Source organism: Vibrio penaeicida (genome assembly GCF_002933855.1).
Taxonomy (GTDB): Bacteria; Pseudomonadota; Gammaproteobacteria; order Enterobacterales; family Vibrionaceae; genus Vibrio; species Vibrio penaeicida_A.
The window spans coordinates 49,436-67,007 of record NZ_BFAQ01000022.1 but is presented as its reverse complement, the minus strand read 5'-3'; the positions used below and the strand labels follow the sequence as shown (position 1 = coordinate 67,007).

The following is a 17,572-nucleotide window of genomic DNA, read 5'->3' as shown; positions in this document are numbered from 1 at the left end:
TATACTAAAATAAACATCAATAACTGCCTGTCAGTCATAACTTGAAATGTGGTATCTATGAGTAACAACCTTAACAGTACGGTTTTAACCGAAAGTGGTACAAATGAGCTTGAAATTATAGAATTTCATCTACAGAAACAACTTCCAGACGGTACAACTAAAACCTGCTATTACGGTATTAACGTTGCGAAAGTTCGCGAAGTAATTCAGGTTCCAGAGACAACGGATTACCCTAATGCTCAGCCTCATATGGTTGGTGTGTTTTCTTCTCGAGAAAAGCTAACGCCTTTGGTTGATTTAGCAGGGTGGTTAGGCGTACCAACGAAACCCGATCTCGAACGCAAATTTGTCATTGTTACGGACTTTAACCGAATGACTAACGGTTTTTTGATCGACAGCATAAGCCGAATTCATCGAATTTCCTGGGAAGATGTTGAATCACCAAGTCAGTTCTTAGAAGCAGGCGAAAATGATTGTGTTGTTGCCGTTGTTCGACAAGAAGGCAACTTGATCATGATTTTGGATTTCGAGAAAATCATCGCTGATATCAACCCAGAACTGAGTATGGAAAAATACGATGTCACTATAGATAAGAGTGTTGATCTAAACCAGAGAATGGTTACCAAGCGTCAAGCTCGCACGGTTATGGTTGTTGATGATTCCGCGTTTATCCGTAGCCTAATTGAAAATACACTCCGCTCCGCAGGGTACAATATAATTACCTGTAAAGACGGAGGGGAAGCTCTGGATAAACTGACGGAGTTCGAAGCGTTATCTAAAAAAGAAGACGTCCCCGTTAGCGAATTTGTTGATGCTGTTGTTACCGATGTAGAAATGCCTCGTATGGATGGTATGCACCTGCTTAAAAGGCTACGAGACAATGATACATACAGCGCGATGCCAATTGTTATGTTTTCCTCTTTAATGAGTGATGACAACCGTGAGAAAGCATTACAGCTAGGTGCAAACGATACGATAACCAAACCTGAAATTGGCCGTATGATCACAATGATGGACCAATACATCTTCGTATAACGAACATTTCATCGATTGACTAAAGCTGCTTATAAAGCAGCTTTTTTTATTCAAACAAGCACCTAATTAATCTTTCCAAACATCTGAACAATGAAGCCTATAAAACGTCAAAAGCCCTAAGTGATATCACTTAGGGCTTTACTTTTTTAACTTTAAGTCTTTAAGAGAAAGTACTTAAGAAACTAACAAGCTTATACTTTAAAACGTCCCACAAGGTTATCTAAGCGCTCACATTGAATAGCTAAGTTCTTAGAAGAATCATTGGCATCTTCCACCACATGAACGATCTGCTGGCTGTTATCAGCAATTCGCTGAATATTGCTGTTCACATCTTCACTAACCGTCGTTTGCTCAAATGCTGCCGTTGCAATCTGAGAGTTCATTTCATTGATGATTGAAATTGAACGACTGATTTCATTCAAAGAATTCGATGCTGTATTCGCCTTCTCAATGGTGCGCTCACCACCTTGTTGGCTAGACTCCATTGCGGTTACCGCCTCTTTTGCACCTGCCTGCAATTTCTCGATCATAACCTGAATTTCACCAGTGCTATCTTGAGTTTTGCTAGCCAATGCACGAACTTCATCAGCAACAACTGCGAAGCCACGCCCTTGCTCACCCGCTCGTGCCGCTTCAATCGCAGCGTTGAGTGCCAGTAAGTTTGTTTGCTCGGCAATGCCACGAATAACATCCAGAATAGAGGCGATGTTAGACACATCTGAATCAAGCGTATGTATCACTGTACCTGCGTGTTCAAGTTCGTTTGCCAGCCCTTGAATAGATGCAACGGTTTGCGTAAGAACACCTGCTGCTTGCTGAACTTCCGAATGTCCGGCTTCACTTGCACTCGCCGCTTCTTGAGCGTTCTGGCTTACACTTTCGCTTGTGGCTCGCATTTCATTAATTGCTGCGGCGACCATTTCGCTTTCTTGTTGTTGGGAAGTCACGCCCGTAACCACATTTCCAGTGATTTGATTAAATTGATTCATCTCGTTGCGCACGTGATGAGTGGCATCAACAACTTCACCAATAGTGGATTGTAAAGATTGAACAAACGTATTGAAATTTCGACCTAGCTCCCCTATTTCATCAGAAGACTCAACTTCCACGCGTTTAGTTAAATCACCTTCACCCGATGCAATTTCCGCCATGTTTTCATTCAACCGGCGAATCGGTGCAATAATCCAACCCGATAGCAGCCAAGTTAAGAAAGCACCAATCAGAATCGCTAATCCACTGCCCACTTCAAGTGCCAGTTCCGAACTGCTTGCCGCCTCATTGGCTTCTGTTCGAAGGTCTGCTTGCACACTTTCAATCGTTTTACGAACCGATTTAAGCTCCTTGCGCATAATCGCAAAATCACTCATTAAACCAGCTTGGTTTTGGCTAAACAGCGCTTGAGCTTGCTGTGGGTCAGCAAACATAGTCTCGTATTTACCAATCCAGCTCTCTGTTGCTTTGATGAGCTGATCAATGCTTGCTTTCGAGCTAGATGGCAATATTTCTCCATCTACTAAGCTATAGAGGCTTTTTAAACGAGGTAGCGCTTTATAGGCATTATCTTCGAACTCGAACTTTTGCTTTTTAATTTCTTCCTGATCACCATTGGCTAGCATCAAACCCTGCGCCGCCGAGATCACTTGGTAGAGATCACGATAGGCATCTTCAAGTTTTTCCAATACGGGTTGAATATCGTTATTCAAGGTGTCATTTGCTCGGCTTTGCGCACCAAACAATTGGACGTTGTATAACGTGATTGAGGAGAATAAAAGAATCATTACCGTAACAGGTAACGCCATTTTCATTCTTAAAGAGAGGTTAGATAACCAATTCATACTTCACCTACATATAGAGTAAAAACTCTAAAAATTAATATCACATACCCGCACAGAAACCTGTTAAACGGAGGTAACGAAATTCTATATAAGCGTACCGCTTACCAACGTCACCAGAGTCAAATTAGCACCTCAAGACTATGATTAAATTGAGTTACTTTTGACCCGTATTACCTTTCCCCTTTTACCGTAGAAAAGCAGCCAAACGTTTGCTTTGAATTTATAACAAACATTTATATAACAATAAGTTAAAGACCGATTTTCGCTCTTTCCGTATGGGTGTACTAAATACCACTTATTTTAATTTTAAACAACATTTTTTATATGGAGATTAGAATTAACTAATATAGATTCTAGCTCTCAAACCTGGATGATTATCTTTAAATAGAAGCTGTGCCTGATGTTGTCGGACAACTGCATCAACGAGCGCTAAACCTATTCCATTTCCGATTTCACTTCGGCTTTTATCTGCTCTAAACAAAGGCTCGCAAACATGAGGCTTATCGGTATCAGAGATCCCTATTCCCGAATCACTGACAACAACACCTAGACTGTCGACAATCACCTCGATCCGACCATGCTCTGGAGTGTACTTCACCGCATTTTCTACCAAGTTAAATAGTGCTCGGAACATCAGAGAGCGATCACCAATAAGTTGGCATTGGCCATCTTGTCGCAGGGTCATTATTTGCTGTTTTTGTTCAGCGAGCGGTATCAAAAACTCAGTCACATCATGGGCAATTTTGCTCAAGTCAACGACATCGTCACTGATAACCATTTGCCCACTGTTTAAGCGTGCAATCTCCAACATACTGTTAAAAAGGGCGAGCAACATATCCAACTCGTCTTGGCAAGCCATTAACTTATGAAGTTCAGGTTCTGCCAAATTTTCAGAGTTGGAAAGCTCTTCGAGTCTCAATTTTAAGCGAGCCATAGGCGTTCGCATATCGTGTGCCATACCAATTGAGAGAGTTTTGAGAGTCTCTTCATTCTTTTCCATCTGCTCTATCATAAAATTGAGATGTATTGCCAAAATATCGAATTCATCATCACTGGTCGAAACGGGCAATTTCACCTTTTTTTCACCACAGAGAAAGCGATTCATCGCGTGATTGACTCTATGCAGCTTGCGTAATATCACGATGGCGAATGTCGCGGCACCGATAAACATCAATGTAACGGGTATTAAAACGCCAGAAACAATCATCGGAACCACTTGAGAGCGATACGATTGCAACAGCTCGGGTTTGATGCCTATTTCTAGCGTACGTCCATCAAAAAGGATGACTTGGTTATGGGTCACTTTTTTCCGAACAACTGGGTATGAGGGTGGAATGGAGATGCGATTGATGTGATAGATGAAAGGACTTTCAGATTCGCGTTTTCTAAGAATCAATCTTTCGACTTCGCCAACACCTCGGAGGTTAGCTTCGTCAAATTCCTGAATTTCATCACGAAGTTGTTTTGTTAATTGTTGTCGATGAAATGATTCTGAATGAACAAATACTTGATGGACAAATAATGAGTAGAGCAGAGCAATGGATATTACGAGTAGGAGTAAAATTTTAAAGACTGAGGAACGTGTAAGATCATGATCAACAGCGAAGGACATAACCTGCTCCCCTAACAGTATGGAGTAGATTTGTTCCGCCAACTTCGTCTAGCTTTTTACGAAGATTGGCAATGTGCACATCGATTACGTTAGTTCTAGGATCAAAATGATAATGCCAGATCGCCTCAAACAAACGCATTCTAGAAATGACCTGTTCTTCGTTTTCCATGAAATACTGAAGTAACTGAAACTCTTTAGGTTGCAAGTGCAGTTCGTTATCAAGAAAAGTAACCCGATGCGCTTTCAAGTCCAATTTAAGACCTTCATATTCCAAATAGCTAAGAACCTGAGTCACGGGTTTGTGGCGACGCACGATGATATCAGTACGAGCAATCAATTCTGCGAGGGCAAAAGGTTTCGTTAAGTAGTCATCACTGCCTGCTTGCAAGCCACTAACTCTGTCTTCAACGCTGTCCATTGCACTTAAAATTAAAACGGGCACATTCACTTCGGTTGCTCTTATCGCTGCAAGAACCTTCATGCCATCTAATGCGGGTAACATCCGATCGAGAATAATCATTTGATACTCGCAGCTGACGGCCATCATCAAACCTTCTTGACCATCTCCTGCTTCATCAACGATATAACCGTGTTCGCGCAGCCCTTGAGAAACAAATTCTCTTGTTGTTGCGTCATCCTCAATCACTAGAATTTTCATGTAGTTAGCCTCTAAATCTGACGTATGAATAGTATCAGACAGAGAATGGAAAAATCTTGTTGCATACCAAAGAATGCGGTTTATGTAGAAGACCGAGAATTAAAATGGGATAGAAAACGTTGAAGGACGGAGGCAATAATCCGCACCAGATAATATCTAACTTATTGAAACTTAATATCTAAACCTTTCTATTACCAACCTAGCTAACTAGTAAGGGGATACCGCACGGAAAATCATTAAACATCATTAATGTGAATAGTTGTGAAGTGTGGGTTGGGCGTTTTTGCACTCATTGTATGTATATCATCAAGCCGTACAGCTGTTTCGTTGGCATCAGTCTCATCTACGACCCAGTGTGTGAGAATCAAATACTCCACGCGATCAGCACCAATTTTTGTATTGTGAGCTACCCCCTCTATTTGTTCGCCAGACAACATATCTAAGCTCACTTTCAATTTGAATAGGCATGCCAGCTCAATGAAGTCGTATTTATCGCAACTGATCATATCGAATCCACTCCTTATACATTCTGCACTTGGGTTGAATTAATCATGGCATAAAACGTAGAGAATAAAACAAGAAAACCGCCTAAATAGGCGGCTTTCAAAGTATTAGTGTCAAAGTATTGAAATAAAGTTAGCGTTCCCAGTATGCCTCTTCCAAACTATCTTCACGCTCTGGAAGGCCTCGCGATAAACGAGGTGAATGTTGAACCAAGACTTCGTAACTTGCGCGGTTCGAATATTTACATACCTGAGAGAAAGAAGAATACGTTAAGTACGGGTACTGATGTTTACTTGAATTCGGCACGTTTTCTTTATGGTAACGGTTAGCTGCCATGTCGTGTAACAGCGCTGAAAGAGCTGCATCGCCTGCACCATTTGTATTTTTTATTTTCTCTGGACCACCCATATAAGGCGCAATGTGCGAATACACCTTAATAGGGTTTGCGGTATTGGCTTTTAGAACTGGTCGGCTAAATTCGTAGCGGTTGAACTCTGCAATAGCCCCAGGTAGCAGCGGAAGTGACGTTTCTCGCTTTGCTGTATCTTCGGCAAACCCCGCCATGTACAATCCAACTGGGCCCGCGGTGCATAGCACTAAATCCACCCAATCAAGTGTTTTATCGGAGGCTAAAAGCGGATCGCTTTCCCCCGTTAACGCTTCCGCTTCATCTTCATTCATCGCCACGACCGATACGTGATCGTGCAAAAATGTTTGCCAAAACTCAGGGTCGTCTTGAATAACGTATTTTGTTCCCAAAGTAAGCACAACGGGCACATCGTATTTTTTCGCGTATTCAATAGCCTGCATTGTTGCTTCAGGCATAGGGTCGCCCGGCTTGCATCGCACAAGGTAGGCAGTAAGAACCAGTGCAGAAGCTTTCTTGAAAATGGTTTCTGGGATGTTATCCGGCTTTAGCTGATTCATATGACCTTCACTGATTGCAAAGGTACGTTCACCATCTTCACTGATCAAAGCGAAGCAGCGACCAATGGCACCGTTCACTCCTTGTAAATAATTAAGATCCATCCGGCTAGATGTATTGCATAGGTATCGATACCCGTAACTACCGATCTTGATATCTTGGCTCATTACCCCTAATAGGATGGATTTGTCGTCTGCAAGAACCGAGTAATTGTGCAAAGTATTTCCAATCGTTCCACCAGCAAACTCATTGGTGACCAACCCTTGATCTTTTAGCTCGTTGTACAAACTCTCTGCGGTTTCATCGTCTATAACCAGTGAGTGTCCCTTACTCAAAGAAAATTTTTCGATAAATTCATCGCTCACTTTGGCTTCAATATCCACGAGAGTCTGATCGATACCAACAATGTGAGTACGTGCCATTTTTTTGCTTTCTTGTGCTTGTGTCACCAATGGATCACGCGCATGCACTGGAAAGTAATGTTTAGATTTTCTTTGACCGGGAAACTTCATAATCAATAAAACTTATTAAGGGACAAGTTGGGAGCGCGATTGTAGCTCGCATGTTAATGAGCGGCAATATCACCAAAAAAGGCAAACGTTTGCTCTTTGATTTAAAGAACTTTATACCGATTTAGCTCAATTTCCAGTTTAGCTTTCTTTTTTGCTTTTCTTAAATCAGCGAACCAAATTGAGTTTATATAAAAGTATAGGTCATCTTCCATTCTGAATCGTTTAGTCGATAAAAAAGCCAATTGATTCCTCAACTGGCTTTTAGTGGGTAATTGAATAGATTCCAAAAAATCTCTTTATTGATTCCCTATCGCTCTTTAGTGTATGGCTTGGCAATCGCTTTAGGAGCAACGGCTTTTCCGATGAAGCCAGCTAAGAGAACAACGGTTAAAACGTAAGGCAACGCAGAGAATACTTGAGTTGGAAGTACACCAACAAGTGGGATTTCCACACCTTGCATGCGTGTTTCTAGTGCCGATAAGAAACCGAACAGTAAACAGGCGAAAAACGCTGCTTTAGGATGCCATTTACCAAATATCACCGCCGCTAATGCAATGTAACCTTGCCCTGCTGTCATTTCTTTACCAAAGCCCGCGTTCTGGGCAGTAGAAAGATAAGCACCGGCTAATCCACACAGCACACCTGTCACGAGTACGGCTCTAAAGCGTAACGAGAATACTGAAATACCCGCCGTATCTACAGCATTAGGTTCTTCACCAACCGCACGCACGCGTAAGCCGAAGCGAGTTCTAAACAATACCCACCAAGTCGCAATAACCGCAACAAACGCGAGGTAGACAAGAATGTTATGCCCAGAAATCAGTTCAGAGTAAATCGGACCAATAACAGGAACATTTTCGCCTAACCACTCAGCGCCAGGTAAGTCAATAGGTAAGAAACGTTGATCGTTATGCAGCGTTGGGGTTTGACCGCCTCTAGAGAACCACGCATGCCCTAGGGTTATCGTCATTCCGGATGCAAAAAAGTTGATCGCCAAACCTGAAATGATTTGATCACCCTTCTGAATGATTGAGGCATAACCATGAACAAGTGCCAATAGAACAGACGCACCAATACCTGCCAACAATCCCAACCACGGCGAACCAAGTGCATAAGCCGTTGCCGCAGCAACAAACGCAGAGAACAACATCTTGCCTTCGAGGCCAATATCAGCAATACCAGAACGCTCTGAAAATATCCCAGCCATGGCTGCAAATATAAGCGGCACTGCCAAACGGATAGTCGAATCAAAAGTGGACAATAGCCAGTTAAAAATTTCCATCGTCACACCTCCTATGCTTTCGCTTGACGAGTAAAGAGCCGCTCTACTGGCTCGCGAATAAGTCTATCCATCGCACCTGTAAAGAAGATAACCAAGCCTTGGATAACCATGATGAGTTCAGGGTTCAAGCTCGGCATTTCAAATTGCAGCTCGGTTCCGCCTTGATACAAAGCACCAAACAGAATCGCAGCAATAATGATTCCAACAGGGTGATTTCGCCCCATAAGCGCCACAGCGATGCCTATAAATCCAAAGCCACCGGTGAAGTTTAGAATTAGGCGGTTATGCGCACCAAACACTTCGTTAACGGCCATCATGCCCGCTAAACCACCAGATATGGTCATCGCGATAATGATGATTCTCTTTGCATTAATACCTGCATATTCCGCAGCAGACGCATTTTGCCCAACGACACGGATGGCATAGCCCAAACGAGAGCGGAACAATAACAGCCATACTAACCACGCCATGACTAGCGCGATAAGCAGCGATGGGTTAAGTAGGGAAAATGGCAATTCAAACCCGTTTGCAGCACCCCATTCATGCAGCTTCGGGAAGACCGCCTCAGGGTTGAAATAACGTGAATCTGTCGAGTTACCACCATATTTAGCAATATGCTCGACCAATGCGTACCCCATTACCGAAAACGCGATAAAGTTGAACATAATGGTGGTAACAACAATGTGCGATCCACGCTTAGCTTGTAGGTAACCTGGGACTGCGCCCCAAAGCGCACCAAAGGCCGCAGCAACGATAATCGCGAGCGGAGCCATCAACCAGACGGACAAAATGCCATCAAGCAACAACATTAGTATGCCGATGCCTAAACCGGCTATATACGCTTGCCCTTCACCACCGATATTGAATAAGCCAGCGTGAAAAGCGACAGCCACGGCAAGACCCGTGAAAATAAAGTTTGTAGAATAGTAAAGCGTGTTACTTAAACCACCATATTCAAGGTTAGTCGCCCCTTTAATCATCACAGAGAATGCCGCAATAGGGCTTTCTCCAACCAATAACACGACGAGGCTAGATACCACCAAAGCGAGAATCAACTGAAGCAGCGGAACCAGCGCTACATTTACCCATCCAGGTACGGTCTTGTTCATTATGCTTCTCCTTCAGCACTGGCATTGGCCATGAGCAAACCAAGACCTTTCTCGTCGGTTTCGCTCGCTTTAACTTCACCCGAAATCTCACCGTCGACCATTACGATAATTCGGTCAGACAGAGACATTATTTCGTCCAGCTCGGTGGAAACAAGAAGTACCGCAGCGCCGTTATCTCTGGCTGCAATGATGTTTTTATGAATAAATTCGATAGCACCAATATCAACACCACGTGTTGGTTGACCAACCAAAATAACATCTGGATGTTTAAGCATCTCACGCGCAATAATCAGCTTCTGTTGATTACCACCGGAAAAGTTAGCACTTTTAAGATGTGGATCGACGGGTCTTACGTCATATTGCTCCATCATGTCGCGTGTCGCGCCATCAATGGCATTCAAATCAAGAAGTTTGGAGCCGTATTCTTCATTGTGATGAAAACCAAGAATGGCATTTTCTGCCGCAGGCATTGTTTTCACCAACCCCTGCTTGATACGGTCTTCCGGTATGTGACCAATACTCAGTTCACGCATAAGTGCAGCATCACGGGTCGCAGACGAAGTAAATTGGTGCGAACCTTTGGAAGTCGAAACCCTAAGCTCGCCTTCTTGAGGCACCAACGTGCCGGAAAGTACATGAAGAAGCTCGGACTGACCATTACCAGAAACACCTGCCACTCCAAGGATTTCTCCTGCTTTGACATGGAAGTTAAGGTTTTTGAGACGCTTGACGCCACGGTCATCAAAATAGCTGACGTCTTTCACTTCAATGCGCGTTTCTTCCGGCTTTGCTTCTGATTTATCGACATTGAGAAGAACTTTACGACCAACCATTAATTCAGCAAGTTCTTGCGGATTGGTTTCAGCTGTCTGTCGATACGCTACCATTTCACCTGCTCGCATAACGGACACATTATCCGTTACCGACATAATTTCTTTTAGCTTATGGGTGATCAATATGATGGTGACACCCTGCTCTTTTAAGGTGCGTAAAATATCAAAAAGCTGTTCGGTTTCTTGTGGTGTAAGAACCCCTGTAGGTTCATCCAAGATAAGAATACGCGCACCACGATACAGTGCTTTTAATATCTCGACTCGTTGTTGTAAACCAACCGGCAACGAGGAAACCAGCGCATGGTTATCAACTTCTAGACCGTACTTAGTTTCAATTTCATGTAATGCCTGTTCAGCATCTTTTGCGCTATGGGAAATCAAGCTGTGGCTTTCAGCTCCAAGCATGATGTTCTCTATAACGGTAAAGGTTTCTACTAACATGAAATGCTGGTGAACCATTCCGATTCCAAGATCGATGGCGTCTTGAGAGTTTTTTATGGCGACTTGCTTTCCATCAACGTGAATGGATCCCGAATCCGCCTCATAAAAGCCGTACAAGATCGACATTAACGTCGATTTACCTGCACCGTTCTCCCCCACAATGCCGTGAATGGTGCCTGGCTGGACAGCAAAATTAATATCTTTATTTGCCCAAACCGCGCCAAAGCGCTTATTAACGAGTTTTAACTCAATGGCAGGACTGCTCATTCTCTCTCCCTGAGTGACTGAATGAATCGATAACTAACGTTGGTTTTTGTGTATCTTTGCAACGACAAATATTTAGACTTTAAGATTATAAATGCGATTTTTGAAAAGCTCGTTGAATTCAATTCATCGAATTATTTCTTCATTTTCTATCGCTTATTCTCGCAATATAATCCAGCAACATCTGCCACCGCACCACCAGTATTGACAATTATATTTATATTCAATACTTGGGGTTCAGAAAATAAAAAACCGGACACAGATCAGCCATGTCCGGCATTTCTTACTAGTATATTAGTAAGTACAAGCGCTATTTGAGAAGTAATCGTGAACAACAACTTTACCCGCGATAATGTCGTCACGGATTTGTTCTACTTTCGACGCCATGTCTGGACCAATTAGGCTGCCATTGTGCTCATCAAGAGCCCACGCTACACCTTCTTCTTTCAGGCCTAGAGATTGAACACCTGAAGTAAATTTACCTGCGTAAGCATCCATAAATGCATCTTTAACAGCAACATCCACACGCTTAACCATAGACGTTAGCATCACGCCAGGGTGAAGGTGGTTTTGGTTTGAATCTACGCCGATCGCGTATTTTTTCTCATCAACTGCGGCTTGATAAACACCAACGCCAGTACCACCAGCAGCTGCGTAAACAACGTCAACACCTTGGTCGAACTGAGACTTAGCCAGTTCAGCACCTTTCGTTGGGTTGTTCCATGCTGCAGGCGTAGAACCTGTCATGTTTTGCACAACTTTCGTGTCTTTGCTGATGTATTTCGCACCTTGCTCATAACCACAAGCAAACTTACGAATAAGAGGGATATCCATACCGCCTACAAAGCCAACAGCGTTTGATTCACTCTTCATTGCCGCTAGAGCACCTACAAGGAAAGAACCTTCGTGTTCTTTAAACACAACACTACGAACGTTTGGAAGGTCTACCACTGAATCGATAATAACGAAATTCGTTTTTGGAAATTGCTTCGCTACTTTTTCAACGATAGGTGCTTGCTGGAAACCAACTGCCACAATAGGATCATGACCACGTTGAGCCAAACGCAACATTGCTTGCTCACGTTGTGCTTCGTTAGTGATTTCAAACTCACCGTACTTAATTCCTGTGTCCTTCTTAAATGCTTCCGCACCATTGTAAGCCGCTTGGTTGAAAGATTTATCAAATTTACCGCCCATATCAAAGATCACTGACGGTTTAAAATCTGCTGCTTGAGAAGCAAAAGTTGCTAGTCCAAGCGCTACACCTACCGCGACTGACTTAAAGGTCATCATCCAATTTCTCCATGTCATTTGGTATAAAGTAGTAAAATTAGCACCTATCCCCAATTACCTGTGTAATTATCGCCCAATTTTTTACAGATTCTTGACATGATTCACGACTGTGAAGAAGAACATATTCAATTCGAACAATAGTTAATCGTTTGCATCATTATTTTGAGCACAATTCTTGTATACAAAACCAACAATTTGTTCACAAGTTGCAACATTCACTAGGATATTTCGCATGGAAAACAAAAGGTAAAGCGTGCTCCTTTTGACGATTTTATCAGCTCAATTCGCCCTTTGAGGTATTGAGTAACCAAAATATAGGCGACATGTAATCCGAGCCCGACGAATCCCTGACTCCTCTCCGTAGTAATGAAAGGTTCAAATAATGTTTCCTCTACATCAGAAGAAACACCACGCCCATCATCACTGTAATCCACTTCTAATTGCCCATTATTGTGACGTACATTGACCCATATTTCCCCATGATTGTCTCCAGAAAAGCCGTGGTGATAGGTATTGGTAACCAGCTTTTGTAGAACATCATGAACAATCCAAGTGTTGAGTTTGACTGTAAGTGCGGGATCGCACTCCACTTTGAAGCTCACCCCTAGCTCTTCCCTTGTTGCGACCGACTCCAAACCTTCTGTCATAAAACGCCCAACGTTCACTGGTTGAACTCGGGTTTCGGCACCGACGGCGTCCAATTCCCTAAATGAATCGATCAAGCGAGATTGCTTCGATGTATTGTTAAGGCCAATCGTGGTGAAATCACGTATAGATTCTAACGTTGAGACCATATTGCTCTTAGAAAGAGCACCGCTTTCAATCGAATTTTCTAACGTATCAATGGTGTCTCTTATAGCTGAAAATGTACTGATACAATTCCCTATAGGCGTATTCATTTCATGAGCCACACCAGACACTAACTTAGCCAATGAGGCCATTTTCTCAGATTCCACCAACTTATTTTGCGTGCTTCTAAGCTGAATTAGCGCATCTGTCTTTTCTTGAACTAAATTCTCAAGCTCTCTTTTAGATTGGCTAATACTCAAATGATTTTGCACGCGAGCAATCAGCTCTTTCTTTTGAAAAGGTTTACTTATGTAATCCACTGCGCCAGAAGAGAAGGCTTTTTCTTTCGCATCTTGGTCTGTTAACGCTGTAAGAAAAATGATTGGAATATCAACGAATTCAGGGTTGCTGTTAAGAATTTGGCAGACTTCAAAACCATTCATCTCAGGCATATTTACGTCCAAAAGAATCAACGAAGGCTTGATTCTCTCTACCCGATTTAATGCAGTTCTACCATTATTTGCAGTGGCAATCTTATAACCCAGCTCTCTTAAAAAGCCGGAAGCGACACCTAAATTTGATGGGCTATCGTCCACTATAAGTATTGAAATATCATGGTCGCTCATTAATGTAATCATCCACCATATCGATTATTTTCTGATCATCAAACTCGTGAGCGAATTTAACGACGCGTTCTGTAAACTCTGGGAAATCATTTGCAAGAGGCTGCACCATATCTTGGATGTCATCTATAAACCCATCGACAGCTAATGTTCGAATATTGGAAAGCACTTCCCCACTAGGTACTCTTATTTCCCCTTCTACTTCAATAGATTGTGATTGCAATGCTACTGCGCCATTCCCCACCCTACTCACATTAGTATAGGCAAGGAATTTCTTAAGCTCCTCTATAAGACTATCTCTATCAACAGGTTTCGTGATACAGCCTTCACAATGCTTTATGTGACTTTCGAGTGATTCCGACAATGCAGACGCCGTCACGGCAATAATTGGTATATCCTGATAGCGAGTATCATTTTTCAATATTTCAGATGCTTCTCGACCATCCATATTGGGCATTTTTATATCCATCAAAATCAAGTCGGGCGCGCACTTCTCTACCCTTTCTAGCATTTGGATGCCATCATCGGCATAGTCAATCGTGAATGGGAAATCCGTTAAAAACTGAGCCAGAATTTCTTGGTTATAATCCACGTCATCCGCTATCAAAATTTTGGCAGGTTCAAATGAAACAATGAGGTTTTCATCTACAGGGGTTGCCTCTCCTTCAATCGCTTTAGCTGGCTTAACCAATGGCAGAGTCACACTGAACGTTGTACCTGAACCAAATTCGCTAGAGACCGAAATTTGTCCTCCCAGTAATTCAATGATTTGTTTACTAATGGCAAGCCCTAAACCTGTTCCACCAAAGCGGCTTTCCGTTGCTTCTGCCTGCTCAAATGATCCAAATATTTTGTCTATCTGGTCTTTTTTAATCCCTATCCCTGTATCTTCTATCTCAAATTCCAGCCTAAAGTCTTCTTCGACAGGAACAGCTCGAGCCGTGACTTTTACAAAACCTTGCGTGGTGAACTTTACGGCATTACCAATCAGGTTGATGAAGACCTGCCGTAATCGGTTTTCATCCATAAGCAGACTTTCGGGCATACCTTTTTCGATTTCATAGATAAGCGCAAGATTACTACTGGTCGCCTTGTGGTCGAACATATCGTGCAATTCTTCAAACATTTTGGACACTGATGTAGGCGCCATATGAAATTCAAGTTTACCGGCTTCCACTTTTGACAAATCCAAAACATCATTAATAAGATGAAGAAGCGCTTTGCCTGATGTTCTGATTTTATTGATGAAGTTGAGCTTTTTAGGGTTAGCTTCTTCTGAATGAAGAATTTCAGAAAATCCAAGGATCGCATTCATCGGAGTGCGGATTTCATGGGACATATTGGCCAAAAACTCAGACTTGGCTTGGTTCGCTTTTTCAGCGCCTTCTTTGGCTTTCTCCATTTCATTAACCGCATGACGCAATTCTTCCGTTCTTAACATCACCCGGTCTTCTAATTCTTCATTGAGCTTTCTAACTTTTCTTTCTGCAACATCTCGCTCCTGAATCTTTAGATTCAGCTCGGTGATGTTGTCTTTTATGGCACTTTGCATGAAGTAAAAATTACGGGCTAATTCACCGAATTCGTCACGTCGGGTGATATTGATTTTGTGATTGATGTTACCGTTAGCAATCGCACTAAAGTCTTTAATTAGCTGGGAAATCGGCTCAATGAAAGAGCGCGCCATTAAGATAGCAATCGCTGCAGCAAGCAGGACTAAAACCAAACCAGAAACGATCAGCAATACGGCAACACGCTTGGTGGCGTCCTCTATGACTTGTTGAGAAATAGAGGTAACCAAATACCCAAGCACAACACCTTTATCTTTAATGGTGGATGCAAGACCCGTGTGAGTCTGCCCATCAATATCTTTAAGGTCTAACTGCTTTTTCCCTGTACCAATTCGAATATCGTCTTCAAGTTTTGTAAACAAATTAGAGCCGTCTATTCGATTTCTAGATTCATCGTATAAGGTGATTTCTACCCCTAAGTCCACTTCCTGAATCGCCAAGTCAAAATCCCAACTCCTTTGCAATACCAACACACCGCCGTTATCAAGTTCGAAGCTGTAGCTAATACCTATACTGCCGTCCGACAATGTCGTTAATTCTGTTCGAGCAGATCCAACAAATTTCTTCGGAAAGTTAAGAATGGGTTCGATGTTTTTTTTACGTAAAAAGTTACGCGAGTCCCAACGAATCAATGTGGTTTCATTGATGATGAGCCCATCTAATTGACCATTGAATTGCGCGTAGAGATAGTTGACGTTTTCATCAAATACTGGGGAAGAAGAATTAGGATCAGCCGGTAGGTAAATCGCATAGCTGGAAATATCATAAAGACGAGAAAACTCAAGTAAGTACTCCCGAACATCTGGGTAGAAAGTGAGTACGCCAATAAAATCTTCAGCCGTAAAAATACTACCTCGCTCCACACCCATTAAGAATTGTGTAGATCCACTATTGCGAAAGGCTTCATATTGGCGATGAATATGAGGAAAGTCATCTGAAATTCGTCTTTGCAGAGAGCTTGTGGCGTTATGCAAACGCGCCTCATTTTGACGATTAATCTCACTTCTCATCAGCACATTGGAAGCGACAATCGAAAGGACGATTGTGAGCGCGACCAATAGCGGAGTAAAAACAAAAAGTTTGGTTTTAAAGGTCATTTAGCCTTCCAGCTATTTACTAGATTTTTTCGTAAAAAATGAGCAACATTTTCTTGATTGACGACGACCGCACCAATGTTCACTACTTCAGGAAGCAGCGTGATGCCAATGGATGAGATATCATTAGCTACTGGAATGTCATCATCTATTCGGTTGTGATAATCCTCCAATAGGGAAATAGAGAGATAACTCATCATTGCCGTTTTCGCTACGATAGAAGAATCAATCACACCGCTTTCTATAAATTCGAGAACCGTGTCTTCCCGATCATGGACTACTATTGCCAAATCTTTGTCCATTAATCCTAGCTGGCCTATCGCATTTCCTATCCCTACACCAGAGCTGGAATTCAGTCCTATTAACCCACTAAGATCGGGATGGTCACGTAATAGCTTCATGGTGACTTGACTCGCTTGATCGGTATTGGTTTTGTCGTCCACTTCAGCAACGATTTCCCATTCCGTATCTTTTAAGCCATCGATGACACCTTGTTTTTTTAAGGCTGTATTACTGGCTAAATTAAGAACTAAACCGAGCTTACCTTTATTACCACCAATACGTACGAGCTCACGGGCTGTTAAGAGACCTGCCTGATAGTTATCCAACCCAATATAGGTATTGGCATTGTGGTTTTCAGGTGCCGCTTCAATAGCTATGACTTCGATGCCTTTCTTTCTTGCTTCCACTATTAATGGCACGACATTATCCACCCAAAGAGGGACGATAATACCGTCAGGGTTGGCGGCAATGGCGGTTTCCATTGCTTTATATTGAGCATCCCAATCCGGTCCTTGGGGTCCAAGCGTGGCAATATTCACATTCAGTTTCTTGCTGGCGTATTTAAAGCCTAACTTGATATCACGGACATAGGGGTGAGCTAAAAAAGCGCCTACAAAATAATAGGTTCGTTTATTATTTTCTTCTGCAATTGCACTGGGGATAGAAAAGACAAGCAAAAGAGCAGGCGCTATGAGAACTCGCGCCACGGCTTGTTTAAAGAGAGCTATTAGCATAGTAAATTCCATCTCAATCATACCTTTCATTCAGTATAGACAGTCATCACGCATTATGTGTAAATTACCAATAGATTGAATACGTTGAGCCGTAAAGAAAAAAACATCACGTACGGCTGAACGACTTTCACTGTTTATCAGAGACAAAAAAAATATCAGGGATAAAAAAACCCGCT

Annotated in this window: 13 protein-coding genes; 1 reads left to right on the top strand and 12 read right to left on the bottom strand. The window is 42.5% G+C overall.

What is annotated here, in order from left to right; translation table 11 throughout:
- Nucleotides 1–57 precede the first annotated feature (57 nt).
- Nucleotides 58–1,035 carry a chemotaxis protein CheV gene (locus VPNCDNU1_RS12975; protein ID WP_104400703.1) on the top strand — a complete coding sequence of 326 codons (978 nt, stop codon included), beginning with the start codon at nucleotides 58–60 and terminating at the stop codon, nucleotides 1,033–1,035.
- Nucleotides 1,036–1,226: 191 nt separating this feature from the next.
- Here the strand turns inward: VPNCDNU1_RS12975 and VPNCDNU1_RS12970 are convergent, their stop codons facing one another.
- From VPNCDNU1_RS12970 to VPNCDNU1_RS12910, 12 genes are all read right to left on the bottom strand, one after another.
- On the bottom strand, nucleotides 1,227–2,870 hold the full coding sequence (locus tag VPNCDNU1_RS12970; protein WP_104400702.1) for a methyl-accepting chemotaxis protein: 1,644 nt from the start codon (nucleotides 2,868–2,870) through the stop codon (nucleotides 1,227–1,229).
- A 337-nt stretch (nucleotides 2,871–3,207) separates the two neighbouring features.
- The gene (locus VPNCDNU1_RS12965) at nucleotides 3,208–4,482 is read right to left on the bottom strand and encodes a sensor histidine kinase (RefSeq protein WP_104400701.1); all 1,275 of its coding nucleotides are present in this window, start codon (nucleotides 4,480–4,482) and stop codon (nucleotides 3,208–3,210) included.
- Entirely contained in the window at nucleotides 4,466–5,140 is a 675-nt protein-coding gene (locus VPNCDNU1_RS12960) for a response regulator transcription factor (RefSeq protein ID WP_101115219.1), read from the bottom strand. The genes VPNCDNU1_RS12965 and VPNCDNU1_RS12960 overlap by 17 nt, the downstream gene beginning before the upstream one ends.
- Nucleotides 5,141–5,376: 236 nt before the next feature.
- Nucleotides 5,377–5,646 (bottom strand): Rho-binding antiterminator, encoded by a 270-nt coding sequence (locus VPNCDNU1_RS12955; protein ID WP_104400700.1) that lies wholly within the window; start codon nucleotides 5,644–5,646, stop codon nucleotides 5,377–5,379.
- Between the two features lie 130 nt (nucleotides 5,647–5,776).
- Nucleotides 5,777–7,081, bottom strand: a complete 1,305-nt coding sequence (locus VPNCDNU1_RS12950) for an inosine/guanosine kinase (RefSeq protein ID WP_104400699.1) — start codon at nucleotides 7,079–7,081, stop codon at nucleotides 5,777–5,779.
- Between the two features lie 307 nt (nucleotides 7,082–7,388).
- On the bottom strand, nucleotides 7,389–8,363 hold the full coding sequence (locus VPNCDNU1_RS12940; protein WP_104400697.1) for an ABC transporter permease: 975 nt from the start codon (nucleotides 8,361–8,363) through the stop codon (nucleotides 7,389–7,391).
- An 11-nt stretch (nucleotides 8,364–8,374) separates the two neighbouring features.
- Nucleotides 8,375–9,472: an ABC transporter permease gene (locus VPNCDNU1_RS12935; protein ID WP_104400696.1), complete on the bottom strand. Its 1,098-nt coding sequence runs from the start codon at nucleotides 9,470–9,472 to the stop codon at nucleotides 8,375–8,377.
- Nucleotides 9,472–11,013, bottom strand: a complete 1,542-nt coding sequence (locus tag VPNCDNU1_RS12930; protein ID WP_104400695.1) for an ABC transporter ATP-binding protein — start codon at nucleotides 11,011–11,013, stop codon at nucleotides 9,472–9,474. The genes VPNCDNU1_RS12935 and VPNCDNU1_RS12930 overlap by 1 nt, the downstream gene beginning before the upstream one ends.
- A 291-nt stretch (nucleotides 11,014–11,304) precedes the next feature.
- The gene (locus VPNCDNU1_RS12925) at nucleotides 11,305–12,303 is read right to left on the bottom strand and encodes a BMP family lipoprotein (RefSeq protein WP_101115212.1); all 999 of its coding nucleotides are present in this window, start codon (nucleotides 12,301–12,303) and stop codon (nucleotides 11,305–11,307) included.
- A 218-nt stretch (nucleotides 12,304–12,521) separates the two neighbouring features.
- A complete protein-coding gene (locus VPNCDNU1_RS12920) occupies nucleotides 12,522–13,718 on the bottom strand; it encodes a hybrid sensor histidine kinase/response regulator (RefSeq protein WP_167404786.1) in 1,197 nt (398 codons plus the stop codon).
- Entirely contained in the window at nucleotides 13,705–16,383 is a 2,679-nt protein-coding gene (locus tag VPNCDNU1_RS12915; RefSeq protein ID WP_104400693.1) for an ATP-binding protein, read from the bottom strand. Before VPNCDNU1_RS12915 ends, VPNCDNU1_RS12920 begins: the two co-directional genes overlap by 14 nt.
- Nucleotides 16,380–17,396 (bottom strand): substrate-binding domain-containing protein, encoded by a 1,017-nt coding sequence (locus VPNCDNU1_RS12910; protein ID WP_167404785.1) that lies wholly within the window; start codon nucleotides 17,394–17,396, stop codon nucleotides 16,380–16,382. Before VPNCDNU1_RS12910 ends, VPNCDNU1_RS12915 begins: the two co-directional genes overlap by 4 nt.
- Nucleotides 17,397–17,572 lie beyond the last annotated feature (176 nt).